We start from the raw sequence: 20,903 nt of genomic DNA, 5'->3' as shown, positions 1-20,903 counted from the left end.
GGCGCTTATCGCCCCAGATAGCGCGCGGCGGCGCGGTTGCGGGAGAGGTTGGGGCCAAGGGCGAGGCGCGCCGCATCCATCCGCTCCCAATCCGCGGCATCGGGCAGAGAGGGGATGGTGACCAGCTCGCCAGCATCCAGACCGGCGAGGGCGGCATCGACCATCTCCTCCGGCTCCATCAGCATCTCGGGCGGCAGGCTGGCGAGATCGACGCCGGCGCCCTCCCAGATGGCGGTGCGCGTCGCGCCCGGCAGCACGGCCTGCACCCGGACGCCGCTGCCCTGCAATTCGGCGGCGAGCGACTGGGTAAAGGCGAGGACGAAGGCCTTGCTGCCGGCATAGCCACCGTTGAACCGCTCCGGCGCCAAGGCAAGGACCGAAGCGACATTGACCAGCGTGCCGGCCCCGCGCGCCTTGAACCCGGCCGCCGCGGCGGCGCCGAGCCGCATGGCAGCCAGGATGTTGAGCTGCACCATGGCCTCCAGCCGTTCGGGATCGGCCCCGACCACCGGACCGGCCAGGGCGATGCCGGCATTGTTCACCAGCATGGCGATGCCGCGGTCCTCGCGCAGGCGGTGCTCCACCCGCAGCAGATCCTCGCGGCGTCGCAGGTCGGCCGGCAGCGGCTCGACCCGGCGGCCGGTCTGGTCGCGCAGCCGGGCGGCCAGCGCCTCCAGCCGCGCCGCGCTGCGGGCGACGAGGATGAGGTCATGGCCGCGCCGGGCCAAGCGCTCGGCATAGACCGCGCCGATGCCGGCGGAAGCGCCGGTCACGAGGGCGATGGGGGATGGGGACATCGAATGGCTCCGTTCCAGATGGGGTCAGGCCGCGGCGCGGGCGCCATGGACCTGGAGCTGGCAATGCGCCGCGGTCAGCAGCGGCGCGGCGAGGCCGGCGGCGGCGGCGCGGCGGATCAGGTCGCCGAGGATGGCCTCGGTCTCCAGCCGCGGCGCGCCCGCCTCGAGGTCGCGCATCATCGAGGCGGCCCAGCGCGAGCCGGAGTCGGTCAGCATGCGGCGGGTCTGCTCGGCCGAGGCCGGGCGCGGCGCATGGCCCGCGGCGGCCGCGATCGCCCGGCATTCCTCGATCATCGCCTCGGCCAGGCTGCGGCCGGCCGTGGTCGCCATGATCTCGCCGACGGTGCCGCGCATCAGGCAGGTGAGCGCCGCGCCTGCGGCGAGCATGCACCACTTCTCCCACAGGTCCTGGAGGATCGCGTCGGAGGCGCGGGCGGTGACCGGGGTGCGGGCGAAGAGCACGGCGAGGGCCTCGATCTGCCAGGGCGTATCGCCCTCGCGGGCGCCGAACAGGATCAGGTCGCCCGGGCTGGTATGGCGGATGGTGCCGTCGGGGCCGAGGGTGACGGCGATGTAGCAGGCGCCGCCGAGCACGCGGCCGGTGCCGAAGAGCGCATCCAGCGGTTCGACATGCGCGAGGCCGTTCAGCAGCGGCAGCACCACGGTCTCCGGCCCGACGGCGGGCACGATCGCCTCGATGGCGCCGTCGAGGTCATAGGCCTTGCAGGTGAGGAGGACGAGGTCGAAGCCCTCCCCCGGTCCGGCGGCGAGGATATGCCGCACCGGGCGACGGGTCTCCGCCCCACGGCTGGCGAGGACGAGGCCATCGCGGGCCAGCTGCGCCGCCCGGCCTTCCCGCACCAGGAAGGTGACGTCGGCGCCTGCCGCGGCCAGCGCCCCACCGTAGTAGCCGCCGATCCCACCGGCACCGAGGACGAGGATTCGCATAGGCCAGGCCTCCAAGGGGAGGCGCCCATTGATGACGGGCGCAATGTATTTTACATTGCGCTCATTATCATAACTGTCAAGCCGAGGCGGTCAGCCTGCGGCGGCGGCCATCCCCCGTGCGGCGATCAGGCCGAAGGTCATGCCGGAAGCCAGGGAATAGCCGGTCTGATAGCCCGCGCCGGTCTCGGTGCGGGCGGCGGCATTGCCCACGGCATAGAGACCTGGGATGGCATGGCCGCGGACATGACGCACCCGCGCCGCAGCATCGGCCAGCAGCCCGGCCGAGGCCAGCGCCGTCGGATGCAGGCGGAGGCCGTAGAAGGGCGGCCTCTCGATGGGGCCGAGCGTCGCCTCCGGCCCCAGCCGCGCCAAGCCCCAGGGCGTGGCGCCACGGCCGAACTCCCCATCCCGCCCCTGCCGCGCATCGGCGTTGAAGCGCGCGGCCGTCGCCGCCAGCCCCTCCGGCGCGATGCCGAAGGCGAGGGCCAGCGCCTCGAGGCTCTCGGCGCGGGCGACCCAATCCGGGATCGGCGCCCCCGGCGGGCGGCCGCCGAAGGACTGCCGTGCGCCATATTGCGCATCGAAGACCAGGAAGCAGGGCAGGTTCGGCATGGTGCCGCTGCGCGCATCGAAGCGGCGGAGCTGCGGCGCCATGGCTTGGAAGAAGCTCTCATCGCCGAAGCGGTGCCCGGCGCGGTTCACCACGATGGTGTGCGGCGCCGTCAGCTCCTGCGTGCCGGACAGGCGGCAGAGCGAGGGCTCCTCCTCCGGGTTGCGGAAGCCGAGGAAGACCGAGAGGTTGTTGCCGATGACATGCAGCGCGGCGCCCAGCTCGGCGCCCATGACCAGGGCATCGCCGCGCAGGCTGTCGGGGAACATGGACTGCCAACCCGGCAGTGCCTCGAACCGCGCCACCAGATCGGGGCTGGATTCATAGCCGCCCGAGGCCAGCGCCACGCCGCGCCGGGCGGTCAGCACGTCCCCATCGCCGGTGACGAGGCCGGTGACGCGCCCCTCCTGCATCGTGAGCCGCGCCACCGGCGCGCCGGTGCGGATTGCAACCCCCAGCCGCAGCGCCGTGGCGGTGAGCCAGACCATCAGCGCGGCCCCCGCCCCGCGCTGGCCCGGCTGGTCCCGCGCCAGGGCCAGGGCGGCGTCCCAGGTCGGCTGGCGGTTGGCGCCGCCGAGCCGGACCGCCTCGCTGCCGCCCAGCCGGTGCAGCGGGCCGGGCGGCCAGGCGATGCGGTTCCGCCATTCGCCCAGGATGGCCTCATCCACGGCCGGCGTGTCGAGGATGCGGCCCCCGGCCATGGCGCCGGGCGCCATACCGTAATGGTCGATGCGGGGGCTGAGGCGGAAGGGGATGCCGGCCTCTTCGAAAAAGCGCAGCGCCTCGGGGGCGGTGCTGGCGAAGGCCTCCAGGCGTTCGGGATCGGCCTCGCCGCCGGCGACATAGCGGAGATAGTCGCGCACCGCCTCCGGCGTGTCATTGCCGCCCGTCGCGGCCTGCAGATGGTTCGCCCCGACCCAGAGAAAGCCGCTGGAATTGGCGGTGCCGCCGCCCAGCCGCTCCGCCGCTTCCAGCAGCAGCACCTCGAGCCCAAGCCGGCGCGCGGCGATGGCGGTGCAGAGGCCGGCGCAGCCGCCGCCGACCACCAGCACGTCCGGGCTGCTCATTGCGGGCGGATACCCACGGCGGCGACGACCTCCCGCCAGCGCGCCGTATCCTCGGCCAGCCGCCGCTCCGCCTCGGCCGGCGGCATGCCGCCGGGCAGCGCGGCGATGGAGGCGAGGAAGGCGGTCATGTCGGGCGCGGCCAGCGCCTTGGCAGCTTCCGCATGGAGCCGATCCACCACCGCATCCGGCGTTGCGCGCGGCACCGCAAGACCCGACCAGTGCAGGATGTCGTAGCCCGGGAGCCCAGCCTCGGCGAAGGTCGGCACATCGGGCAGCGAGGCCAGGCGCGACGGACCGCTGATAGCAAGGCCCCGCAGCGCTGCGTTGGCGCCACCCATCATCGCCGCGCTCGGCGAGGCGAAGACCACATCCACCTGCCTGCCGAGCAGAGCCGTCACCGCCTCCCCGCCGCCGCGATAGGGCACATGGAACAGCCGCAGGCCCGCCGCCAGCTCATAGGCGACAGTGGCGAATTGCACCGAGCTGCCGACGCCGCCGCTGCCATAGCTGATCGTCTCCGGCCGCTGCCGCGCCGCCTCGGTCAGGTCGCGCAGCGTGCGGTAGGGGGAGTCGTGATGGACGGCGGCGACCACCGGCGTGAAGGCGCTGATGGTGACGAGGCGGAAGGCCTCGGCATGGTTGAAGGGCAGGCTGCTGACCAGAAAGGGCATCATGCCGTAGGTGCTGTCCAGCGCCAGCAGCGTGTATCCGTCGGGCGCGGCCCGCGCCACCTCCGCCGCGCCGATACTGCCCGAGGCACCGGAGCGGTTGTCCACCACCACGCTCTGGCCCAGGGCCTCGGTCAGCTTCTGCGCCAGTCGCCGGGCGATGGTGTCGATCGCCCCGCTCGGCGCCCAGGCCACGACCAGCCGCAGCGGCCGCGTCGGCCAGGCCGGCTGCGCCCGCACCGGCCCGGGCAGCAATGCGGGCAAGGCCAGCAGGGCGCGGCGGGGCGGGCGCATCTAGGCGCCCAGCTCGCGCCGGACGATCGCCGCGCCCTCCGCCAGGGCGCGCAGCTTGCCGAAGGCGCGCTCGCGGGGCAGGTATTTCATGCCGCAATCCGGCGCCGCCACCAGCCGCTCGGCCGGCAGCACCTTGAGGCCGGCGCGGATGCGATCCGCTACCACCTCCGGCGTCTCCACTTCGGAGGAACCGAGATCCAGCACGCCGAGCATCACCGTCTTGCCCGGCAGGTCGCGCAGGATGGCAAGGTCGAGCTTGGGCTGCGCCGCCTCGATCGAGATCTGTGCCGCCGCCGCGCCGGAGAGTTCCGGCAGGAAGGAGTAGCCCGAGGGCTTCTCATCCACCATCGCCGCATAGCCGAAGCAGAGATGCACCACTGTCGTGCCCTCGATCCCTTCCAGCGCCCGGTTGATCGCCTGCACGGCATAGCGCCGCGCCTCATCCGGGAAGGCCTGCATCCAAGGCTCGTCGAGCTGGATGACATCGGCGCCGGCGGCCTTCAGCTCGCGGATTTCCTCATTCAGGGCGGCGGCGAAATCCATCGCCAGCTCGGCATCGTCCGCATAGAAGTCGTTCTTCGCTTGGCGGGTCATAGTGAAGGGCCCGGGCAGCGTGATCTTCACCGCGCGATCGGTATTGGCGCGGGCGAAGGCGACGTCGCGCACCTCGACCGGCGCGGCGCGGCTGACCCGGCCGATGACGCGCGGCACCAGGGTCGGCTTGCCGGTGCGGCCGATCACCTCGCCCGGCCCGCTGCGGTCGATGCCCTCCAGCGCCGAGGCGAAGTGGTTGGAATAGCTTTCGCGGCGGATCTCGCCATCGGTGATGATGTCGATCCCGGCGCGTTCCATGTCGCGGATCGCCACCAGCGTGGCATCGTCCTGCGCCTGGGCGAGGAAGGGCTCCGGCACGCGCCAGATCTCGGGCGCGCGGACGCGCGGCACCATGCGGTTGCGCAGCGCCTCATGGTCCACCAGCCATTCCGGCTGCGGGTAGCTGCCCACCACGGTGGTCGGCAGGATCGGCAGGGTCTGGGTCATGATCGGTATTCTCCTGAAATCGGTCAGGTCGGCACGGCCGCGGCGGGGGCGGATTGCGGCCGGCCGGCGGTGCTCCAGAGGGCGCAGCGGCGCTCCACCCAGCGCATGGCGAGGTCGAAGCCGATGGCGATCAGCAGCACCAGCAGCACCCCGGCGAAGACGCGCGGGCTGTCGAGCACGGTGCGGGCAAAGGTGACGAGGTAGCCGATGCCGGCCGAGGCGATCAGCATCTCCGCCACCACCACGCCCACGATCACCAGCGCGCCACCCAACCGCAGCCCGCTGAGCACGGTGGGGATGGCGGCGGGCAGGATCACCAGCAGCAGCCGCTGCGCCGGCGTGGCACCCATGCTGCGGGCGGTCAGCAGCAATTGCGGGTCGATGGTCCGGATGCCGGCGGCGGTGGCCAGCATGGTCGGGAAGAAGCCATAGACCGAGGCGAAGGCGATCTTCGATTCCGCGCCGATGCCGAACCAGGCGGTCATCACCGGATAGAGAACGACCAGCGGCACGGCATAGAGGCTGGAGAAGACCGGCAGCAGCAGGCGCCGCGGCCCGGCCAGCCCGCCGACCAGCGCTCCGGTGAGGAGCCCGCCCCCCACCGCGAAGACCAGCGCCACCGCCACTTCCGAGAGCGTCACGCCGAGCGCCGCGGCGAAGGTCGGCCAATCCGCCGCCAGCACCGCGAGCGTCAGGCTCAGCGGCGGCAGGAACAGCACCGGCACCAGGCCGCTGCGCGGCAGCGCCTCCCACAGCACCAGAACCGCGAGGATGATGAGGGCGCGGATGCGGCCGGGGCTCATCGCGCCGGGGCCTTGATCTGCTGCCAGATGCGGTCGCGCAGCCGGCCGAATTCGGCGCTCGCCATCATCTCGTAGCTGCGCGGCCGCGGCAGCGGCACCGGCATGCGGTCGATGATACGGCCCGGCCGGGCCGACATCACCAGCACCTCATCGGCGAGGTAGACCGCCTCGGTCAGGCTGTGGGTGACGAAGACGACCGTCTTCCGCGTCGCCGCCCAGATGCGCAGCAGCTCCTCGCCCATCGCCATGCGGGTCTGCTCGTCGAGTGCGGCGAAGGGTTCGTCGAGCAGCAGCACCGGCGGATCCTGCACCAGGCCGCGGGCGATAGACACGCGCTGCTTCATCCCGCCCGAGAGCTCATGCGGGTAGCGCGTGGCGGCATCGCCGAGGCCGACCAGCTCCAGCATGGCCCGGGCCCGCGCCTGGCGCTCAGCCTTCGGGGCACGGCGGAGGGTGAGCGGGAAGGCGACATTGTCGAGCGCGGTCAGCCAGGGGAAGAGATTGGCCTCCTGGAACACCACGCCGACCCGGTCGGGGTCGGGCGCGGTGATCGGCCGCCCGGCGCAAAGGATTTGCCCGGCGCTCGCCGCGCGCAGCCCCGCCAGCATCATCAGCAGCGAGGACTTGCCGCAGCCGCTCGGCCCGACGATGACGGTGAAGCGCCCCTGCCCCACCGTCAGCGCGACATTCTCCAGCGCCTGCACCGGCCCCTGGCGAGTGGCATAGGCGTGGTTAAGGCCGGAGACCTCGATCATGCCGCGCGGCGCCGGGGCCGCGTCGCGGTTCAGCTCCGCCAATGGCTGCATCGTGCCTCGATCCCCCGGATCGCCTCGTTCATCGCAATCGCCACAACCGACAGCAGCAGAACGCCGGCGAAGAGCCGCTGCAGCATGAAATTCTCGCCCCAGCTGGCGATCTGATGGCCCATTCCGGTGCGGGAGGCATACATCTCAGCGAGCAGGACGGCGGTGAAGCCGAAGATCACCGCCAGCCGGAACCCCTCCAGCAGGATCGGCAGCATGCTGGGCAGATAGACCCGCCAGGCGATCTGCGCCCGGCTGGCGCCGAAGGCACGGGCCGTGAAGACATGGTCCGGCCGCACCGAACGTACCGCGGCCGCCGCGCTCATCAGCACGATGAACAGGGTGGAGAAGACCCCGAAGGCGACCTTCTGCCAGAAGCCGATGCCCATGGTGAGGATGAAGAGCGGCAGGAAGATCGATTTCGGGATGCTGAACAGGAAGAAGACCAGCGGGTCGAAGATGCGCGCCAGCCGCTCATTCTCGCCCAGCGCCAGGCCGAGCAGGGTGCCGAGCGGCAGGGCGAGTGCCACCGCGACCAGCAGTTCCAGCGTCGTCGTGCCGAGATCCGCCAGCAGCGCCGGCCGCGCCAGCAATTCGCCGAGCGTGGCGAGCACCGTGGAGAAAGGCGGCAGCAATTCTGGATCGGCCAGGCCGACGCGCGGCAGCGCTTCCCACAGGGCGCAGAACCCCGCCAGCAGCGCCAGCCTGCCGAGCACCAGCATCACGCCCTCTGCCTCACGCCGCGGTCGGGGTCGGGCGGAAGGCGGTGGTGAAGCACTCCTCGGCCGGCGCCAGGTCCGTCATGCCGCCGAGGCGCGAGAGCTCGAGCGCTGTCGCCACCTCCTCCCGCGTCAGCCCGCCATCGGTCCGCAGCTTGAGGATCGTCTCCTCATATTCGATGGTGGCGATCTCGGGCGGAATCTCGTTGTTCTCGGCGATCAGGGCGATGGCGCCTTCGCGGTTGGCGCGCAGCCAGGCGAGGCCGCCATAGAGCGCGTTCACCGCACTCTGCACCGCCTGCGGCCGCTGCTCGATCAGCTTGTCGGGCACGATCCAGCCGCCGACGCAGTGGCGTGGCACGGCGGTGGTGAAGTCGATCAGGCTGCGCGCCTGACCGGCCCGCATGAGCTGGAAGGTCAGCGGCGAATAGATTACCGCCGCATCCAGGTTGCGCGAGCGCAGGTTCGGCACCAGCCCGCCGCCGCCGACCGGCACGCGGGTGAAGTCGATCTTGCGATCCTGCATGGTCCACTGCGCCAGCAGGTCCGAGCCCGAGCCGGCCGCAGTGATGCCGACCTTCTTGCCGGCCAGTTCCTCGGGCTTCGTCACCGGCGAGTCCTGGCGCACCATCAGGTGCCAGCCGTAGTAGGCATCCTGCGCGCCGGCGACGAGCTTCGAGCGCACGCCGCGGCGGAGCCCGGCCGCCACCAGCGAGGGCGGGTCGAGGATGATGTCGGCCGCGCCCGCCGCCATCGCCTCGAAGCATTCGGCGCCGCTGCGATAGACCGTCATCTCGCCGGCGAGGCCCGTCTTCTCGAACAGCTTCTGCCGCAGCGTGGCGAGTGCGATGATCGTCGGCCAATAGGCCTTGGTCGGCACGCCGACGCGGATCTGTCCGTGGCTCTGCGCCAGGGCCGGCATGGCGAGGCCGGCAGCCGCGACACCCAGGCCGGCCGCGAGCAGCTTGCGGCGGCCGATCCCGACCAATTCCTCCTTGGCCATGCTGGTCCCTTTCCCGATTTTTCCGTGTCGTCCGTCGCTGGATCGGCCGCAAGGCCGCCGCGGATGATTACGGGCCGATCCTGACGGAGCTTGCGATCCCCGTCCAGGGCATGCCCGGACGCCTCACGCCTTGCTGCACCAGGCCGCCTGAACCGGCGCTGACCGAAGGCTCGCCGGAGACGTGGCGAGCATTCAGGCGACCGCCTGCTCGGTGCCGCTGGCATGGCCGACGCGGAGGCGGTCGCAACCGGCTCGGTGGCCCTTGGTCCTGGGCGATGTTCGGCGCCGGCATGCAGGTCTCCGGGGCCGCGGCCTCAGGCGCCGCGGCGTTCGATCAGCTCGATCCGGACCCGGTCGGGGCCTTCGATGAAGGCAATGCGCACACCGGGTCGCGCCTCCCGGGGCTCGGTGGTGAAGCGCACGCCGCGCCCGCGCAGATCGGTCGCCGCGGCGTCGAGGTCGTTTACGCCGAGGCCGATATGCTCGATGCCGATGAAGGGCGGCTCCGGCGTCCGCGCCGTGCTCTCCGGCACCTGTTCGAGGAAAAGCCGGAAGCTGCCGAGATCGAGAATGATGCGCAGGGCACCGTTCACATCGACCCGGCTGGCCTCCTTGGCGCCGAGCGCCTCCACATAGAAGCGCGCGGCGGCGACCGGATCAGCGCTGCGCAGATGGATGTGGTCGGCGGTGTAGGTGATGGCCATGGTGATGCTGGTCCTTGCAACAGAGATCAGGCCGCGGCCCGGGGAACCCAGACCCGCCCGTCGAACAGGCGGCGGGCGGTGCGGTAGAAGGAACCGGCCCGGGCGACCCAGGCGCCGCCCTCCTCCGCCACCTCGGCGCCCACGGTGAGGATGCCGGAGGGCATGCCGAGGCGCAGCGGGCCGGTGGCGGCCAAGCCGGGCGGCAGCGCCTCCGCCACCACGCTGCCCTCGATCCGCGCCGCGACCGCGGTGCAGAGCGAGACGGTGAGCGGCAGCGCCCGATGCGGCTGGCCGTTGGAGATGACGCGGGCAGCGAAATCCATCTCCCCGGCGCGGATGGTGCCGCCCGACAGGGTCTGGGCATCGGCGGCCGGGCTGACGAGGCCGACATAGGGCACGGTGCTGATGCCGCGCGCCGCCTCCAGGTCGGGCGCGATGCCCATGCGCACCGAGGCCTGGAGTCGGATGGCATCGAGCAGCGTCAGCACATCCGGATTGGCCTCGAGCTGATCGGGCAGTTCCCGCCCGGTCAGACCGACATCGCGGGCCCGGATGAAGACCGCCGCATTGGCAGCATCGACCAGCGAGACCTCGACCGTGCCGAAGCCCGGCACTTCCAGGTAGTCGCGTATCTTGCCGCTCGGCAGCAGCCGGCCGGTGGTGGCGCCGCCGGGCTGGATGAAGTCGAGCCGGATCGGCGCGCCGGTGCCGCCGACGCCGGGAATCTCGAGCTCGCCCTCGGTGCGGGCCCGGCCCTCCGCGACCGGGAAGGTCGCATGGATGATCTTCTTCGTATTGGTGTTGTAGATGCGGACCGTGGCGGTATCGCCCTCCACCTGCACCAGACCCTCATCGACAGCGAAGGGGCCGACGGCGGAGCTCATATTGCCGCAATTGCCCTTGTAGTCGACGCGGGCCTCTTTGATCAGGACCTGGCCGAAGGTGTAGTCGATATCGGCATCCTCGCGCGCCGAGGGCGCCAGAACGCAGACCTTGGACAGCGACGAGACGCCGCCACCCATGCCGTTGAGCTGACGGCCATTGGGGTCCGGCGTGCCCATTGCTGCGGTGAAGATCGCATCCCAGGCCGCGCGGTCGGCCGGGAGGTCGCGGGCATGGAACATGATCGCCTTGCTGGTGCCGCCGCGCATGAAGACGGCGGGAATGGCAATCTGGGTCATGGCGTCTCCTCCGGGAACCAGGGATGGCAGTCGAGCTCCGCGCGATTCGGGCGCAGGACGACACCGGGCTCGGGCATGCGGGCGAGGAGCCTGCAGCCGCTATGGGATTGGGTGGTGAAGAGGCTGCGGCATCTCGGGGGCGCAGGGCTGGGGGATGGCCGCAGGCCTGCCTTACGGAGCATCCGGACCTCCTCCTGATGGGCTTGGGCTAGGCGGCGTCCCGGCGGCGCGGGTGCCGGCGAAGCAGCACAGCCCCCTCCCCCGTCCAGGCAGCCCGATAAGCCCTCGGCCGTCAATCCCGGCGGCCTGACCGGACCCCATCAGGCGCTTGTGTGGAGCGCCCTGGCGCCCATCGGCCTAGGCTGCCCAATGGGCGGCCGCGGACAACGCTCCCGTCCATCCACCGGGCTCACAGTATGGGGCATCAACCCTGACGCGACCGGCCTGCCGCATTGGACCAATCCTCGGCGATCCATCCTGGGCCGCGTCGCCGTTTCTTGCGCTTTTCAGGGTCGCTGTGTGCTGTCACACAGGATGACATTCACGAGGACGATTGCCCGATTATGAGCATGGCCGCAGCCCCCATGCAGGACCAGGACCGCATCTTCCGCATGCTGGTCGAGGCCGTGGTCGATTATGCGATCTACATGGTCGATCCCGAAGGGCGGGTCAGCACCTGGAATTCCGGCGCGCAGCGCATCAAGGGCTATGCGGCGGAGGAGGTGATCGGCCAGCCCTTTTCCATCTTCTTCACCGAGGAGGACCGCGAGGCCGGCCGGCCGGAAGCGGCACTCGCCACGGCCCGCCGGGTTGGCCGCTACGAAAGCGAAGGCTGGCGGATTCGCAAGGATGGCAGGCGGTTCTGGGCCCTGGCCGTGCTGGATGCCGTGCATGACGAGACCGGGCGCCTCATCGGCTTTGCCAAGGTCACCCGCGACATCTCGGAACGTCATGCAACGCAGCAGGCCCTGCTCGAGAGCGAGCGGCGGTTCCGGCTGCTGGTGCAGGGCGTCACCGACTACGCCATCTTCATGCTCGACCCCGAAGGCAGAGTCACGAACTGGAATACGGGCGCCCGGCAGATTAAGGGCTATGAGGCCGTAGATATCATCGGCCAGCATTTCTCCCGCTTCTATACCGAGGAGGACAAGGCTGCCGGCGTGCCGCAGCGCGCTCTGGCCCAGGCCAGGACGACCGGCCGCTTCGAGGCCGAAGGCTGGCGCGTCCGCAAGGATGGAAGCCGCTTCTGGGCCAGTGTTGTCATCGACGCCATCCGCGACGAACAGGGCCAGATCATCGGCTTCGGCAAGGTCACCCGCGACCTGACCGAGCGCCGCGAGGCGCAACGGGTGGTCGAGGAGACCCGCGCGCAACTGGTGCAATCGCAGAAGCTGGAAGCGCTGGGCCAGTTGACCGGCGGCGTCGCGCATGACTTCAACAACATCCTGCAGGTGATCTCGGCGGGCCTCACCCTCGCGGAGAAGCTTCCGGCCGGCAGCGCCAGGCTGGGCCAGATTCTTGCCGAGATGCGCAATGCCGCGACGCGCGGCACCGGCCTGACCAAGCAGCTTCTGGCCTTCTCCCGCCGTGCGCCGCTGCATCGCGAAACCGTGGATACGGGCAAGGGCATCGTGGAATCGGTCGAGATGTTCGGCCGCATGCTCGGCGCCGATATCGCGATCGAGATGCAGATCGAGCCGGATATCTGGCCGGTCCGGATCGATGCCTCGCAATTCGAGGTTGCCCTGCTGAATCTCGCGGTGAATGCGCGCGATGCCATGCCGCATGGCGGGACGCTGCATGTCAGCGGGCGGAACGTCACCCTGAAGGGCGAGCCGCAGGGCCTCAGCGGTCCCTTCGTGGCAGTTTCCGTGCGCGATACCGGCCTCGGCATTCCCGAGGAGGTTTTGAGCCGCATCTTCGAGCCCTTCTTCACCACCAAGCCGGTCGGCAAGGGCACCGGGCTCGGCCTCAGCCAGGTGCATGGCTTCGCCCAACAGGCCGGCGGTGCGGTCACGATCGCCAGCACGGTGAATGAGGGCACCGAGGTGACCCTTCTGCTCCCTGCCGCCTCGCAGTCCGAAATCGAGCGCGAGCAGGACGGCGTGGGGCAGCAGGACGAACCCCCGCCGCCGCTGCCCAAGGAACTTCGCATCCTGGTGGTGGATGACGATGCGGCCGTGGCGCGGCTGACGGTCGGCATGCTGGAAGGCATGGGACATCGCGCGATCGCCGTGACGGAGCCGAATGCGGCCCTGCACAGGCTGGCCGAGGAGGAGCGGTTCGACATGGTGCTGTCGGATGTGGTCATGCCCGGCAGCATGAACGGCGTCGAACTGGCGCGCGCCATTCGGCGCCAGTGGCCCGACCTGCCTGTGCTGCTCGCCACCGGCTATGCTGGAGACATCAATACGATCCAGCAGGAATTCGCGGTGCTGCACAAGCCGTTCACCGCCCTCGAGCTGACCCATGCGATCAGGGCTATGGATGCCAGCCTGGCGAGGGCCAGTTCCGCCCCGCTGCCGCAGACCCGGCCGCCGCTCTGGGACATGCCATCGGCAGCCGGTTCGCGCCTGCGCCATGGAAGCCGGGATGCCCGGGCGTAACCCGAGGCGCTAGACGCGCAGGCGGGGCTCGCGGATGATCGGGTCGTCCGGGTTGTAGCCGGCGCGGGGCAGGAAGCGCACATCGAGGATCTCAACCGCGGTCGCATCCTGCACCCGGAGCAGCTTCCAGCCCGCACGCTCCCGCGAGCTGCTCTCGCCGGCGATCTGGTAGCAGCGCAGCAGCTCCTGGCCCTCGCCGTCCTGGCCATAGACATGCGGCTCGACGATGCGGTTGCCGGCGGAATAGGTGAGCTTCAGGAGGAGTCGCTGCTCGATGGCCTCCGCGATGAGCTGGTTCAAGGCTTTCCCTCCGGGCCGGCAGCAACTCCGTTCGCCCTCTGAACAATTTGCGCCCTGATCGGTTCGCCGGGGCCGCATCGCGCCCTGCTGGACGCGGTGCGCGCCGCACTGCCATGCTGCCTGCAACATGGAGCGGCCGGGCCAGCATCCTGCCGCCAGGGGGACGGCCAGATGAAATTCGCCCTGCATTTCGGCAACAACACCTTCCCCGATGGCACCGGTGCCGCCCGGCTGGCGCGGCTGGCCGAAGCGGCCGGCTTCGATTCCGTCTTCGCCGTCGACCATGTGGTGCTGCCGGATACCTATGAGAGCACCTACCCCTATGACGCCGGCGGGCGGCTGCCGAGCACCCAGTTCACCGCCATGCCGGACCCGCTGATCTGGATGGCCTTTGCCGCCGCGGCGACGACGCGGCTGCGCCTCATGAGCGGCGTCATCATCCTGCCGCTGCGCAATCCGCTGGTGCTGGCGAAGCAGGTAGCGACGCTCGACCATATGAGCGGGGGGCGGATCGAGCTCGGGATCGGCGTCGGCTGGCTGCGGGAGGAGTTCGACGCCCTCGGCGTGCCCTTTGCCGAGCGCGGGCGCCGCGCCGATGAGTATGTCGCCGCCATGCGCGCCCTCTGGCGTGCGGATGGGGCGAGCTTCAGCGGCCGCTATGTGGGCTTCGAGGGCGTGAGCTGCGATCCGAAGCCGGTGGCGCGGGCCGTGCCGATCATCATCGGCGGGCATTCCGAGGCGGCGGCACGGCGGGCCGGGCGGCTGGGCGATGGCTTCTTCCCCTCGATCGGGGCGCAGGTCGATACCATGCCCTTGCTCGATGTCGTGCGCCGCAGTGCCGAGGCCGCAGGGCGCGACCCGGCTGCGATCGAGATCCTCACCGGCTGCCCGGGCGCCCTGCCCGGCTCCGGCCAGGACGCCTGCGCGGCGGTCGAGGAACGGCGCCGCCGGGGCATCGGCCGCATCGTGTTGCCCGTCGGCGCCTTCCTGCCGGATCTGGAGGAGAGCCTGCCCCGCTTCGGGGAGAGGGTGATCCGCGCCTTCGCGGCCTGACGCCCGGGGTCAGCGCACCAGCATGCCGGCCGCGGCGGCGGCGCGGCGGGACAGGTCCGCCTCGCGCCGCAGCAGCGCGCCGAAGCCCGCCGGGGTCGCGGCCTCCGCCCCCGCAACCAGGCTGCCGGTCTCCTCCACCCGGGCCCGCAGCGCGGGATCCGCCAGTGCCCCGGCGATGGCGTCGCGCAGCTGTCCAATAACGCGCTCGGGCGTGCCGGTCGGCACGAGGATGCCGATGAAGGAGACGAGGCCGCCATCCGGCACGCCCACCTCGGCGAAAGTCGGCACCTCGGGCAGCAGGGGCGATCGCTCGGGCAGGCCTATGCCGATGATGCGGAGCTGGCCGTCGCGGTGCAGCGGCAGGGCGATGGTGATCTGCTCCATCGAGGCCGGCAAGACGCCACTCAGCAGATCGGGCGTCGCCGCGCCGCTCGCGCGGTAAGGGACATGGACCAGGCCGATGCCGGTCGCGGCGTTCAGCAACTCGATCATCAAGTGGTTGGAGGTGCCGCTGCCGGCCGAGCCGCATTGCACCTGCCCGGGCTTGGCCTTCGCATAGGCGATGAACTCGGCCAGCGTCGCGACCGGCAGCTTGCGGCTCGCCACCAGCACATTCGGCGTGCGGAAGCAGAGCGCGACCGGCAGCAGGTCCCGCGCCGGGTCATAGGGCACCCGCTCCATGATGAGGGGGTTGATGGTCAGCCCGCCATTGGAGCCGAGTAGCAGGCTATAGCCATCCGGCTGCGCCCGCGCGACCAGTTCGGTGCCGAGATTGCCGCCGGCGCCGGCGCGGTTCTCGATCACCACCGGCTGGCCCAGCCGCTCCGCCATGCCCGGCGTCAGCAGCCGGGCCAGGGTATCGAGATTGCCCCCGGCGCCAAATGGCACGACCAGGCGGATCGGCCGGTCCGGGAAGCGGCCGGACTGGGCGCGCGCGAGAGCCGGCAGCGTCAGGCCGGCCCCGAGCGCGAGGACCTCCCGGCGCGGAATCCGGGCAGATGGAGCCCTGCGGGCCATGCATTCTCTCCCCATGCCGGCGCATCTATGCGCGCCTGGTGGCAGTCAACCATTCCGGCCCCTCAGGCGGCCAGCGCGCTCCGGCCCGGCATCGCGCCGCCGCGCAGCGCACCGGCCCGCACATCGCCCCACTGACCGGCATGGCCCGCCGGCAGCGCGCGGCTGAGCGGGCTCGCCAGCCAGATGCGCAGCAGGTTCCGCTTGCCGCCCGCACCATCCGCATAGGCGGTGCGACCGTGATAGGTGACGTGCTGGTTCATCAGCTGGATCTGCCCCGGCTCGAAGGGCATCTCGACGCAGAGCTCATCGGCCAGCGCCGCCAGCGCATCCATCGCTTCGACCTGCTTCGGCGTCAGCGGCGGCACGCCGGGCTGGCCCTGCGCGAGTTCCACATAGGTGCGGCTGTACTGGCTGGTGAAGCTGCCATCCGGCCCGCGCGCGAAGATTGGCATCGGGAAGGGCCTGGAGGCCATGCCCTCGCCCTCCTCATCGGCCGGGCGCGCGCGCCAGAAATCGCCGTAGAGCACCTCCAGCAGGTCGGGGCGGCGCTCCGCCAGCGCGTCATGGATCGCAACCGTCGAGACGATGCGCGACACGCCCCCATCGATGCCGTTCGAGGCGCAGAGCAGGCAGAGCAGATCGCATTTGTCGGTGTGGAAGCGCAGCGGCCCGGTGGAACGGCTGCGCGCCCGTGCCGTGCCGCTCGCCACCGCTTGGCCCGAGCCGGTCTCGTCCTTCACCTCGGCCAGGATCTCGCCGGTGGTGTTCTGCGGCAGGGGGGTGCCGAGATGGCACATCAGTCCCCAGAAGACCCGCTTGAGATCCGCCGCATTCCAGCGCGCCGGGTCGAGGCCGGTGAGGCGCACCAGGCCGCGCCCCCCTTCCAGCTCGCGCGCCACCCCGGCCAGGAAGGCCGCGGTCTCCGGCAGGGGGAAGTGGCGGGCATCGAAGGCGGGCGGCACGCGCCCCTCCAGCCCGGCCAGCGCCGCATCGATCTCGTCGAGGGCGGCCGGGGGTAGCGCCAGGATCCAGCTTGGGTCGCGCGCCAGCTCGGCGCCGGTCCAGGCGGCGCGGCCGCCGATGGGGGAAAGGGTCTGGGCTGTCATGGGCGATCTCCTGAGGCGAGGCTACACCCGGCGGCGGGACTTGTCGCGGTGGGTGGTCTGGCTTTCGTTCGGGTTCCGGGGCACAGTCCGCCCATGCTGCGCCGCAACCTTCTCGCCGCCTCCCTCGCCCTGCCGCTCGCCACGCCTGCCCTGGCGCAGCGGGCCTGGCCGGACCGCCCCGTCCGCTTCGTCGTTCCCTGGCCGCCGGGCGGACTGAACGACCTTGTGGCGCGCGCCTTCAACGACCCGGTCTCGCGGGCCTTGGGCCAGCCCATCGTCAATGATTTCCGCTCCGGCGCCGGGGGCCGCATCGGCGTGGCGGAGGTCGCGCGTGCCGTCCCCGACGGCTACACCATCGGCATGGGCAATCTCGGCCCGCTGACCATCTTCCCGCACCTGTTCCGCGATATCCCCTACGATGCCGGGAAGGACCTGATCCCGATCGTGATGTTCGCCGCCTCGCCCCTGGTGCTGGTGGTGGCGAACGAGGTTCCGGCCCACACCGTGGCCGAATTCATCGCCTGGGCCCGCTCGCGGCCCGACCGCGCCAATTACGCGAGCGTCGGCGTCGGCACCGCGCAGCACCTGATCTTCGAGATGTTCAAGCGGCGCGACGGCATCGCCATGGAGCACGTGCCCTTCCGCGGCACGAATGAGAGCCTGCCGGCGATGATGCGCGGCGACATCCAGGCGATGTTCGACACGCTGCCCCTGATGCTGCCGCAGATCCGCGCCGGCGCGGTGCGCCCCCTGGCCGTCACCACGCCCGTGCGGGCGCCGCAGCTTCCGGACGTGCCGACTCTGATGGAATCCGGCTACCCGGATATCGATGTCTCGACCTGGTATGCGGTGATCGCGCCGACCGGGACGCCGGCGCCGATCATCGAACGGCTGCACGACGAATATGTCCGCGTCGCGCTGACCTCGGAGACGCAGCGCTTCCTCGCCGATCAGGGCCTCATCTACCTGCCCAACGATCCCGGTGTCTTCGCGCGGCGGGTGACGGAGGAGCGCGCCCGCTGGGGCGAGATCATCCGCGCCCAGGGCATCCGCATCGAATAGCCCGCCGGGGTCACGCAGGCCCGGCTGTCGCGGCCCACGCGTCCCGCGCTACCGTCCCGGTCCCCCGCAGCGCGCCTTCCCGCGCCCGCGGGGGCTGGGAGAGAAACGGACATGAACACCACCGCCGCGGCGACGCGCCGCGCGATGCTGGCCCTGCCGGGCCTGCTCACCGCCACCCTCGGCCGGGCTCAGGCTCAGGCCCCCTGGCCCGACCGTCCGGTGCGGCTGCTGATCGGCTACCCGCCCGGCGGGCCGACGGATTTCATCGGCCGCCTTGCCGCCGCCGGCCTCCAGTCGGCCTGGGGGCAGACCGTCGTGGTCGAGAACCGCGCCGGTGCCTCCTCCTCGGTTGCGGCGGAGGTGGTGGCGCGCGCCGCGCCAGATGGGCTGACCCTGTTCTTCGCCTCCAATGCCGTCGTGCTGAACGCGGCGGTCCATCCCAACCTGCCCTATGCCCTGCCGGATGGCTTCGCGCCGATCGGCACCTTCTGCACCGCGCCCAACCTGTTCTGGTGCGCCGCGGACCAGCCCTGGCGGGACCTGGGCGCGGTAGCGGCCGCGGCCCGCGCCCAGCCAGGCGCGCTCGCCTATGGCTCCACCGGTGTCGGCGGCACCGGGCATTTCGGCGGAGAGACGCTGTGCCGGGCGCTCGGCATCTCGCTCAGCCATGTGCCCTATCGCGGCACCGCGCCCTTGCTGCAGGACGTGATCGGCGGCCGGGTGCCGTTGCTGGCGCATGGGATGGCGGGCGCGGTGGGCCCCTACCAGGCAGGGCAGATCCGGCCCCTCGCCGTTCTCGGGCCGAAGCGCGCCCCGGAACTGCCGGAGGTGCCGACCATGGCGGAGCTGGGCCATCCCGTGCCGGATTCCGGCCTGTGGTTCGGCATCATGGCCCCGGCCGGAACGCCGGGCCCCCTCGTCTCGCACATGGCGCGTGACCTGGAGGCCGTCACCGGCAGTGCCGAGACCCGGACGAAGCTTGCCACCCAGGCCGCGGTGCCGGATTTCACGGGACCGCAGGCATTCGCCGCGCGCATCCGCGCGGAGGTCGCCACCTGGCGGGAGATCGCGCAGAGCATGGGGATCAAGGCGGAATAACGGGCCCGAGGCCGCGACGAGGAGATTGCCGCGGGGTCAGGGTCCCCTATGCTTCGGCATTAATCCTCACGGGCCTATTGTCCGATGCCGAATCTTTTCAGCCCCTTCACTCTCAAGGGCGTGACGCTGCGCAACCGCATCGCCATGTCGCCCATGACCATGTACCGCTCGGTCGAGGGCCGCATGGGCGACTTCCATGTGATGCTGATGGGGTCCCGCGCAGCGGGTGGCTTCGGCCTCGTCTTCCCCGAGCAGATCGCCATCACGCCGGATGGCCGCACCGGCACGAGCTGCGCCGGCATCTGGGATGATGCGCAGATCGAAGGCCTCGCCCGCGTCACGGCGATCATCCGCGACATGGGCGCCGTCCCCGCCATCCAGCTCGGCCATACCGGCCGGAAGGGCAGCGAGAAGAAGCCCTGGCATGGCAAGACGCAGCTGCCGCCCGACCATCCGGATGGCTGGCAGGTCCGCGCGCCCTCGGCCATCCCCTATGGCGGGCGCTACACCTACCCGGTCCACGCGCTGACCGCGGACGAGATCCACGACCTGCACCGGTCCTATGCCGAGGCCGCCCGGCGGGCCCTCGCGGCCGGGTTCGAGTGGCTGGAGATGCATTTCGCCCATGGCTATCTCGGCGCCAGCTTCTTCTCCCCGCTCGCCAACCAGCGCACCGACGAATACGGCGGCAGCCTCGAGAACCGGCTGCGCTTCCACCGCGAGGCGCTGGATGCGGTGCGGGCGGTCTGGCCGGAACGGCTGCCGCTGACCATGCGGCTCGGCTCCGACGACTTCAACGAGGCGGGCGTGCAGTTCGACGATGCGGTCTGGGCAGTCGGCGCCATGAAGGAACACGGCCTCGATCTCGCCGATCTCAGCCTCGGGATGAATACGGATGCGGTGAGGGACCTGCCCTTCGGCGAGGTGGCCTTCATGGTCGAGCGGGCGCATCGCGTGCGGCGCGAGGTCGGCATCCCGGTGGGCGTGAGCTGGAATCTCGGCATTCCTGCGGTCGCCGATCGGGTGATCCGCGAGGAGCAGATCGACCTCGTCTTCCTGGGGCGGCCCGCCCTGTCCAATCCTCATTGGCCGGTCTGGGCCGCGCGGGAGCTTGGCCATCCGGATCCGCTGTCCCTGCTGCCGGAGGACTGGTCCTGGTGGCTGCGCAACCGGCCGGGCCCGGAAGGCTCGCTCGGCTGGCCGCCCGCGGCGGCTTCCCGCCAGGACGGAGCCGGCTAGGGCCTGCCGCGCCGCTCCAGGTGCCGCCTCAGCAGGGCCATGTTGCGGAGATTGGCGCGGAAGAAGACATCGCCGATCGAGCCCGCCACGGGCACCGCGCTGATGAGCGCATCCAGACCAAGATTGCCGAGCATGCGGATCAGCAGGCCGGTGGAGACGCCGAGCCGGCGTGCCTCCCAGATCAGATAGGCCGAGACGGCCGTGGAAGCCACCGGTCCGACAGCGGGCAGCAGGCTCAGCAGCGCATCCGCCCCGAAGCGGATTCCGGTTCCCGGGATGTGCCATTTGGTGTCGAGCAGGCGTGCGATCATCTCCAGCCGCGCATAGGTCTCCTGCTCGCGGCGGCCTCCGGCCTCCCTGACATCTGCGACCGCGAGGCTCCTCATCCTGCTCTCCTCAAGGACATACCACCGAAGGAACGCCGCGCGCGGCCAATGGTGGCGGCGCACCACATCATCGGCGCGAGGCCGCGAGGACTTCCTCGGCGCGTCGTCGGCCCTCTTCCTCGATCAGCGGCCAGGGCCAGGCCGGATGCGCCGCCAGCGCGCGCGCCACGCAATCCTCGACGAGTTGCCGCTCATCTGGCGAGGTTCGCAGCGCCTTCGGCTCGAAATGGTCGAACTGTGCGGGACGGGCAGGCAGGGAATCGTCGGGCATGCCCGCAGCCTAGAACACACCATGAACACGACAACACCGCCAAAGGCGGGGCGGGCCGGCTTGTCCCCGCTATCCACAGCACCGGCCTGCGATGCGCCTCGGGGTGCCATACAGGCCGTTACAGTCT

21 protein-coding genes are annotated in these 20,903 nt (G+C 71.1%); 5 read left to right on the top strand and 16 right to left on the bottom strand.

All coding sequences use genetic code 11. The features are described 5' to 3' along the window. Window positions 1–5: 5 nt before the first annotated feature. The 11 genes from JMJ55_RS04915 to JMJ55_RS04865 all read right to left on the bottom strand — a co-directional run bounded on the left by JMJ55_RS04915 (window position 6) and on the right by JMJ55_RS04865 (window position 10,638). Window positions 6–797 carry an SDR family NAD(P)-dependent oxidoreductase gene (locus tag JMJ55_RS04915; RefSeq protein ID WP_202824405.1) on the bottom strand — a complete coding sequence of 264 codons (792 nt, stop codon included), beginning with the start codon at window positions 795–797 and terminating at the stop codon, window positions 6–8. Window positions 798–821: 24 nt separating this feature from the next. Continuing rightward, window positions 822–1,745 carry a 2-dehydropantoate 2-reductase gene (locus JMJ55_RS04910; RefSeq protein ID WP_202824404.1) on the bottom strand — a complete coding sequence of 308 codons (924 nt, stop codon included), beginning with the start codon at window positions 1,743–1,745 and terminating at the stop codon, window positions 822–824. 90 nt (window positions 1,746–1,835) lie between these two features. Beyond that, a complete protein-coding gene (locus JMJ55_RS04905; RefSeq protein WP_202824403.1) occupies window positions 1,836–3,422 on the bottom strand; it encodes an FAD-dependent oxidoreductase in 1,587 nt (528 codons plus the stop codon). After that, the gene (locus JMJ55_RS04900; RefSeq protein WP_202824402.1) at window positions 3,419–4,384 is read right to left on the bottom strand and encodes a Bug family tripartite tricarboxylate transporter substrate binding protein; all 966 of its coding nucleotides are present in this window, start codon (window positions 4,382–4,384) and stop codon (window positions 3,419–3,421) included. Before JMJ55_RS04900 ends, JMJ55_RS04905 begins: the two co-directional genes overlap by 4 nt. Further along, a complete protein-coding gene (locus JMJ55_RS04895; RefSeq protein WP_202824401.1) occupies window positions 4,385–5,425 on the bottom strand; it encodes a uroporphyrinogen decarboxylase family protein in 1,041 nt (346 codons plus the stop codon). 23 nt (window positions 5,426–5,448) lie between these two features. Beyond that, complete coding sequence (locus JMJ55_RS04890; RefSeq protein ID WP_202824400.1) at window positions 5,449–6,228, bottom strand: ABC transporter permease; 780 nt, start codon at window positions 6,226–6,228, stop codon at window positions 5,449–5,451. Then, window positions 6,225–7,034, bottom strand: a complete 810-nt coding sequence (locus JMJ55_RS04885) for an ABC transporter ATP-binding protein (protein WP_202824399.1) — start codon at window positions 7,032–7,034, stop codon at window positions 6,225–6,227. Before JMJ55_RS04885 ends, JMJ55_RS04890 begins: the two co-directional genes overlap by 4 nt. Further along, window positions 7,013–7,753: an ABC transporter permease gene (locus JMJ55_RS04880; RefSeq protein ID WP_236033433.1), complete on the bottom strand. Its 741-nt coding sequence runs from the start codon at window positions 7,751–7,753 to the stop codon at window positions 7,013–7,015. Before JMJ55_RS04880 ends, JMJ55_RS04885 begins: the two co-directional genes overlap by 22 nt. A 13-nt stretch (window positions 7,754–7,766) precedes the next feature. Further along, window positions 7,767–8,753, bottom strand: coding sequence for an ABC transporter substrate-binding protein (locus tag JMJ55_RS04875; RefSeq protein WP_202824397.1), 987 nt, complete (start codon window positions 8,751–8,753; stop codon window positions 7,767–7,769). Between the two features lie 314 nt (window positions 8,754–9,067). Then, complete coding sequence (locus JMJ55_RS04870; protein WP_202824396.1) at window positions 9,068–9,457, bottom strand: VOC family protein; 390 nt, start codon at window positions 9,455–9,457, stop codon at window positions 9,068–9,070. A 26-nt stretch (window positions 9,458–9,483) separates the two neighbouring features. Then, on the bottom strand, window positions 9,484–10,638 hold the full coding sequence (locus JMJ55_RS04865; protein WP_202824395.1) for a 2-methylaconitate cis-trans isomerase PrpF family protein: 1,155 nt from the start codon (window positions 10,636–10,638) through the stop codon (window positions 9,484–9,486). 563 nt (window positions 10,639–11,201) lie between these two features. Here JMJ55_RS04865 and JMJ55_RS04860 point away from each other — a divergent pair. Continuing rightward, on the top strand, window positions 11,202–13,244 hold the full coding sequence (locus JMJ55_RS04860) for a hybrid sensor histidine kinase/response regulator (RefSeq protein ID WP_202824394.1): 2,043 nt from the start codon (window positions 11,202–11,204) through the stop codon (window positions 13,242–13,244). Window positions 13,245–13,253: 9 nt separating this feature from the next. Here the strand turns inward: JMJ55_RS04860 and JMJ55_RS04855 are convergent, their stop codons facing one another. Further along, the gene (locus JMJ55_RS04855) at window positions 13,254–13,544 is read right to left on the bottom strand and encodes a hypothetical protein (protein ID WP_202824393.1); all 291 of its coding nucleotides are present in this window, start codon (window positions 13,542–13,544) and stop codon (window positions 13,254–13,256) included. Window positions 13,545–13,715: 171 nt separating this feature from the next. Here JMJ55_RS04855 and JMJ55_RS04850 point away from each other — a divergent pair, with 171 nt between their 5' ends. Beyond that, window positions 13,716–14,597 carry an LLM class F420-dependent oxidoreductase gene (locus JMJ55_RS04850; protein WP_202824392.1) on the top strand — a complete coding sequence of 294 codons (882 nt, stop codon included), beginning with the start codon at window positions 13,716–13,718 and terminating at the stop codon, window positions 14,595–14,597. 9 nt (window positions 14,598–14,606) lie between these two features. Here JMJ55_RS04850 and JMJ55_RS04845 read toward each other — a convergent pair whose 3' ends face one another. Continuing rightward, window positions 14,607–15,614: a Bug family tripartite tricarboxylate transporter substrate binding protein gene (locus JMJ55_RS04845; protein ID WP_202824391.1), complete on the bottom strand. Its 1,008-nt coding sequence runs from the start codon at window positions 15,612–15,614 to the stop codon at window positions 14,607–14,609. A gap of 62 nt (window positions 15,615–15,676) precedes the next feature. Further along, window positions 15,677–16,720, bottom strand: coding sequence for a TauD/TfdA family dioxygenase (locus tag JMJ55_RS04840; protein WP_202824390.1), 1,044 nt, complete (start codon window positions 16,718–16,720; stop codon window positions 15,677–15,679). Window positions 16,721–16,813: 93 nt separating this feature from the next. Between JMJ55_RS04840 and JMJ55_RS04835 the strand changes: the two genes are divergently transcribed. The 3 genes from JMJ55_RS04835 (at window position 16,814) to JMJ55_RS04825 (ending at window position 20,119) form a co-directional block, all read left to right on the top strand. Next, a complete protein-coding gene (locus JMJ55_RS04835) occupies window positions 16,814–17,782 on the top strand; it encodes a Bug family tripartite tricarboxylate transporter substrate binding protein (RefSeq protein ID WP_202824389.1) in 969 nt (322 codons plus the stop codon). Between the two features lie 111 nt (window positions 17,783–17,893). Beyond that, on the top strand, window positions 17,894–18,880 hold the full coding sequence (locus JMJ55_RS04830) for a Bug family tripartite tricarboxylate transporter substrate binding protein (protein WP_202824388.1): 987 nt from the start codon (window positions 17,894–17,896) through the stop codon (window positions 18,878–18,880). Window positions 18,881–18,964: 84 nt separating this feature from the next. Then, on the top strand, window positions 18,965–20,119 hold the full coding sequence (locus tag JMJ55_RS04825) for an NADH:flavin oxidoreductase/NADH oxidase (RefSeq protein ID WP_202824387.1): 1,155 nt from the start codon (window positions 18,965–18,967) through the stop codon (window positions 20,117–20,119). Here the strand turns inward: JMJ55_RS04825 and JMJ55_RS04820 are convergent. Together JMJ55_RS04820 and JMJ55_RS04815 are read right to left on the bottom strand one after the other, a co-directional pair. Then, the gene (locus tag JMJ55_RS04820) at window positions 20,116–20,505 is read right to left on the bottom strand and encodes a DUF4112 domain-containing protein (protein ID WP_236033432.1); all 390 of its coding nucleotides are present in this window, start codon (window positions 20,503–20,505) and stop codon (window positions 20,116–20,118) included. The two genes, JMJ55_RS04825 and JMJ55_RS04820, sit on opposite strands and share 4 nt — an antisense overlap. A 67-nt stretch (window positions 20,506–20,572) precedes the next feature. Further along, entirely contained in the window at window positions 20,573–20,776 is a 204-nt protein-coding gene (locus JMJ55_RS04815) for a hypothetical protein (RefSeq protein ID WP_202824386.1), read from the bottom strand. Window positions 20,777–20,903: the final 127 nt, after the last annotated feature.

This window comes from Belnapia mucosa (assembly GCF_016775475.1).
GTDB lineage: Bacteria > Pseudomonadota > Alphaproteobacteria > Acetobacterales > Acetobacteraceae > Belnapia > Belnapia mucosa.
Note: the sequence above shows the minus strand (reverse complement) of the source record. Positions and strands in the feature narration are given on the sequence as shown.

Bases quoted from the DNA above. Each gene is read 5' to 3' on its own strand.
- JMJ55_RS04845 (WP_202824391.1), bottom strand. From the start codon at position 15,614: ATGGCCCGCAGGGCTCCATCTGCCCGGATTCCGCGCCGGGAGGTCCTC.
- JMJ55_RS04850 (WP_202824392.1), top strand. From the start codon at position 13,716: ATGAAATTCGCCCTGCATTTCGGCAACAACACCTTCCCCGATGGCACC.
- JMJ55_RS04825 (WP_202824387.1), top strand. From the start codon at position 18,965: ATGCCGAATCTTTTCAGCCCCTTCACTCTCAAGGGCGTGACGCTGCGC.
- JMJ55_RS04830 (WP_202824388.1), top strand. From the start codon at position 17,894: ATGAACACCACCGCCGCGGCGACGCGCCGCGCGATGCTGGCCCTGCCG.
- JMJ55_RS04870 (WP_202824396.1), bottom strand. From the start codon at position 9,457: ATGGCCATCACCTACACCGCCGACCACATCCATCTGCGCAGCGCTGAT.
- JMJ55_RS04900 (WP_202824402.1), bottom strand. From the start codon at position 4,384: ATGCGCCCGCCCCGCCGCGCCCTGCTGGCCTTGCCCGCATTGCTGCCC.
- JMJ55_RS04915 (WP_202824405.1), bottom strand. From the start codon at position 797: ATGTCCCCATCCCCCATCGCCCTCGTGACCGGCGCTTCCGCCGGCATC.
- JMJ55_RS04890 (WP_202824400.1), bottom strand. From the start codon at position 6,228: ATGAGCCCCGGCCGCATCCGCGCCCTCATCATCCTCGCGGTTCTGGTG.
- JMJ55_RS04885 (WP_202824399.1), bottom strand. From the start codon at position 7,034: ATGCAGCCATTGGCGGAGCTGAACCGCGACGCGGCCCCGGCGCCGCGC.
- JMJ55_RS04875 (WP_202824397.1), bottom strand. From the start codon at position 8,753: ATGGCCAAGGAGGAATTGGTCGGGATCGGCCGCCGCAAGCTGCTCGCG.
- JMJ55_RS04910 (WP_202824404.1), bottom strand. From the start codon at position 1,745: ATGCGAATCCTCGTCCTCGGTGCCGGTGGGATCGGCGGCTACTACGGT.
- JMJ55_RS04895 (WP_202824401.1), bottom strand. From the start codon at position 5,425: ATGACCCAGACCCTGCCGATCCTGCCGACCACCGTGGTGGGCAGCTAC.
- JMJ55_RS04840 (WP_202824390.1), bottom strand. From the start codon at position 16,720: ATGACAGCCCAGACCCTTTCCCCCATCGGCGGCCGCGCCGCCTGGACC.
- JMJ55_RS04820 (WP_236033432.1), bottom strand. From the start codon at position 20,505: ATGAGGAGCCTCGCGGTCGCAGATGTCAGGGAGGCCGGAGGCCGCCGC.
- JMJ55_RS04815 (WP_202824386.1), bottom strand. From the start codon at position 20,776: ATGCCCGACGATTCCCTGCCTGCCCGTCCCGCACAGTTCGACCATTTC.
- JMJ55_RS04860 (WP_202824394.1), top strand. From the start codon at position 11,202: ATGAGCATGGCCGCAGCCCCCATGCAGGACCAGGACCGCATCTTCCGC.
- JMJ55_RS04865 (WP_202824395.1), bottom strand. From the start codon at position 10,638: ATGACCCAGATTGCCATTCCCGCCGTCTTCATGCGCGGCGGCACCAGC.
- JMJ55_RS04835 (WP_202824389.1), top strand. From the start codon at position 16,814: ATGCTGCGCCGCAACCTTCTCGCCGCCTCCCTCGCCCTGCCGCTCGCC.
- JMJ55_RS04880 (WP_236033433.1), bottom strand. From the start codon at position 7,753: ATGCTGGTGCTCGGCAGGCTGGCGCTGCTGGCGGGGTTCTGCGCCCTG.
- JMJ55_RS04905 (WP_202824403.1), bottom strand. From the start codon at position 3,422: ATGAGCAGCCCGGACGTGCTGGTGGTCGGCGGCGGCTGCGCCGGCCTC.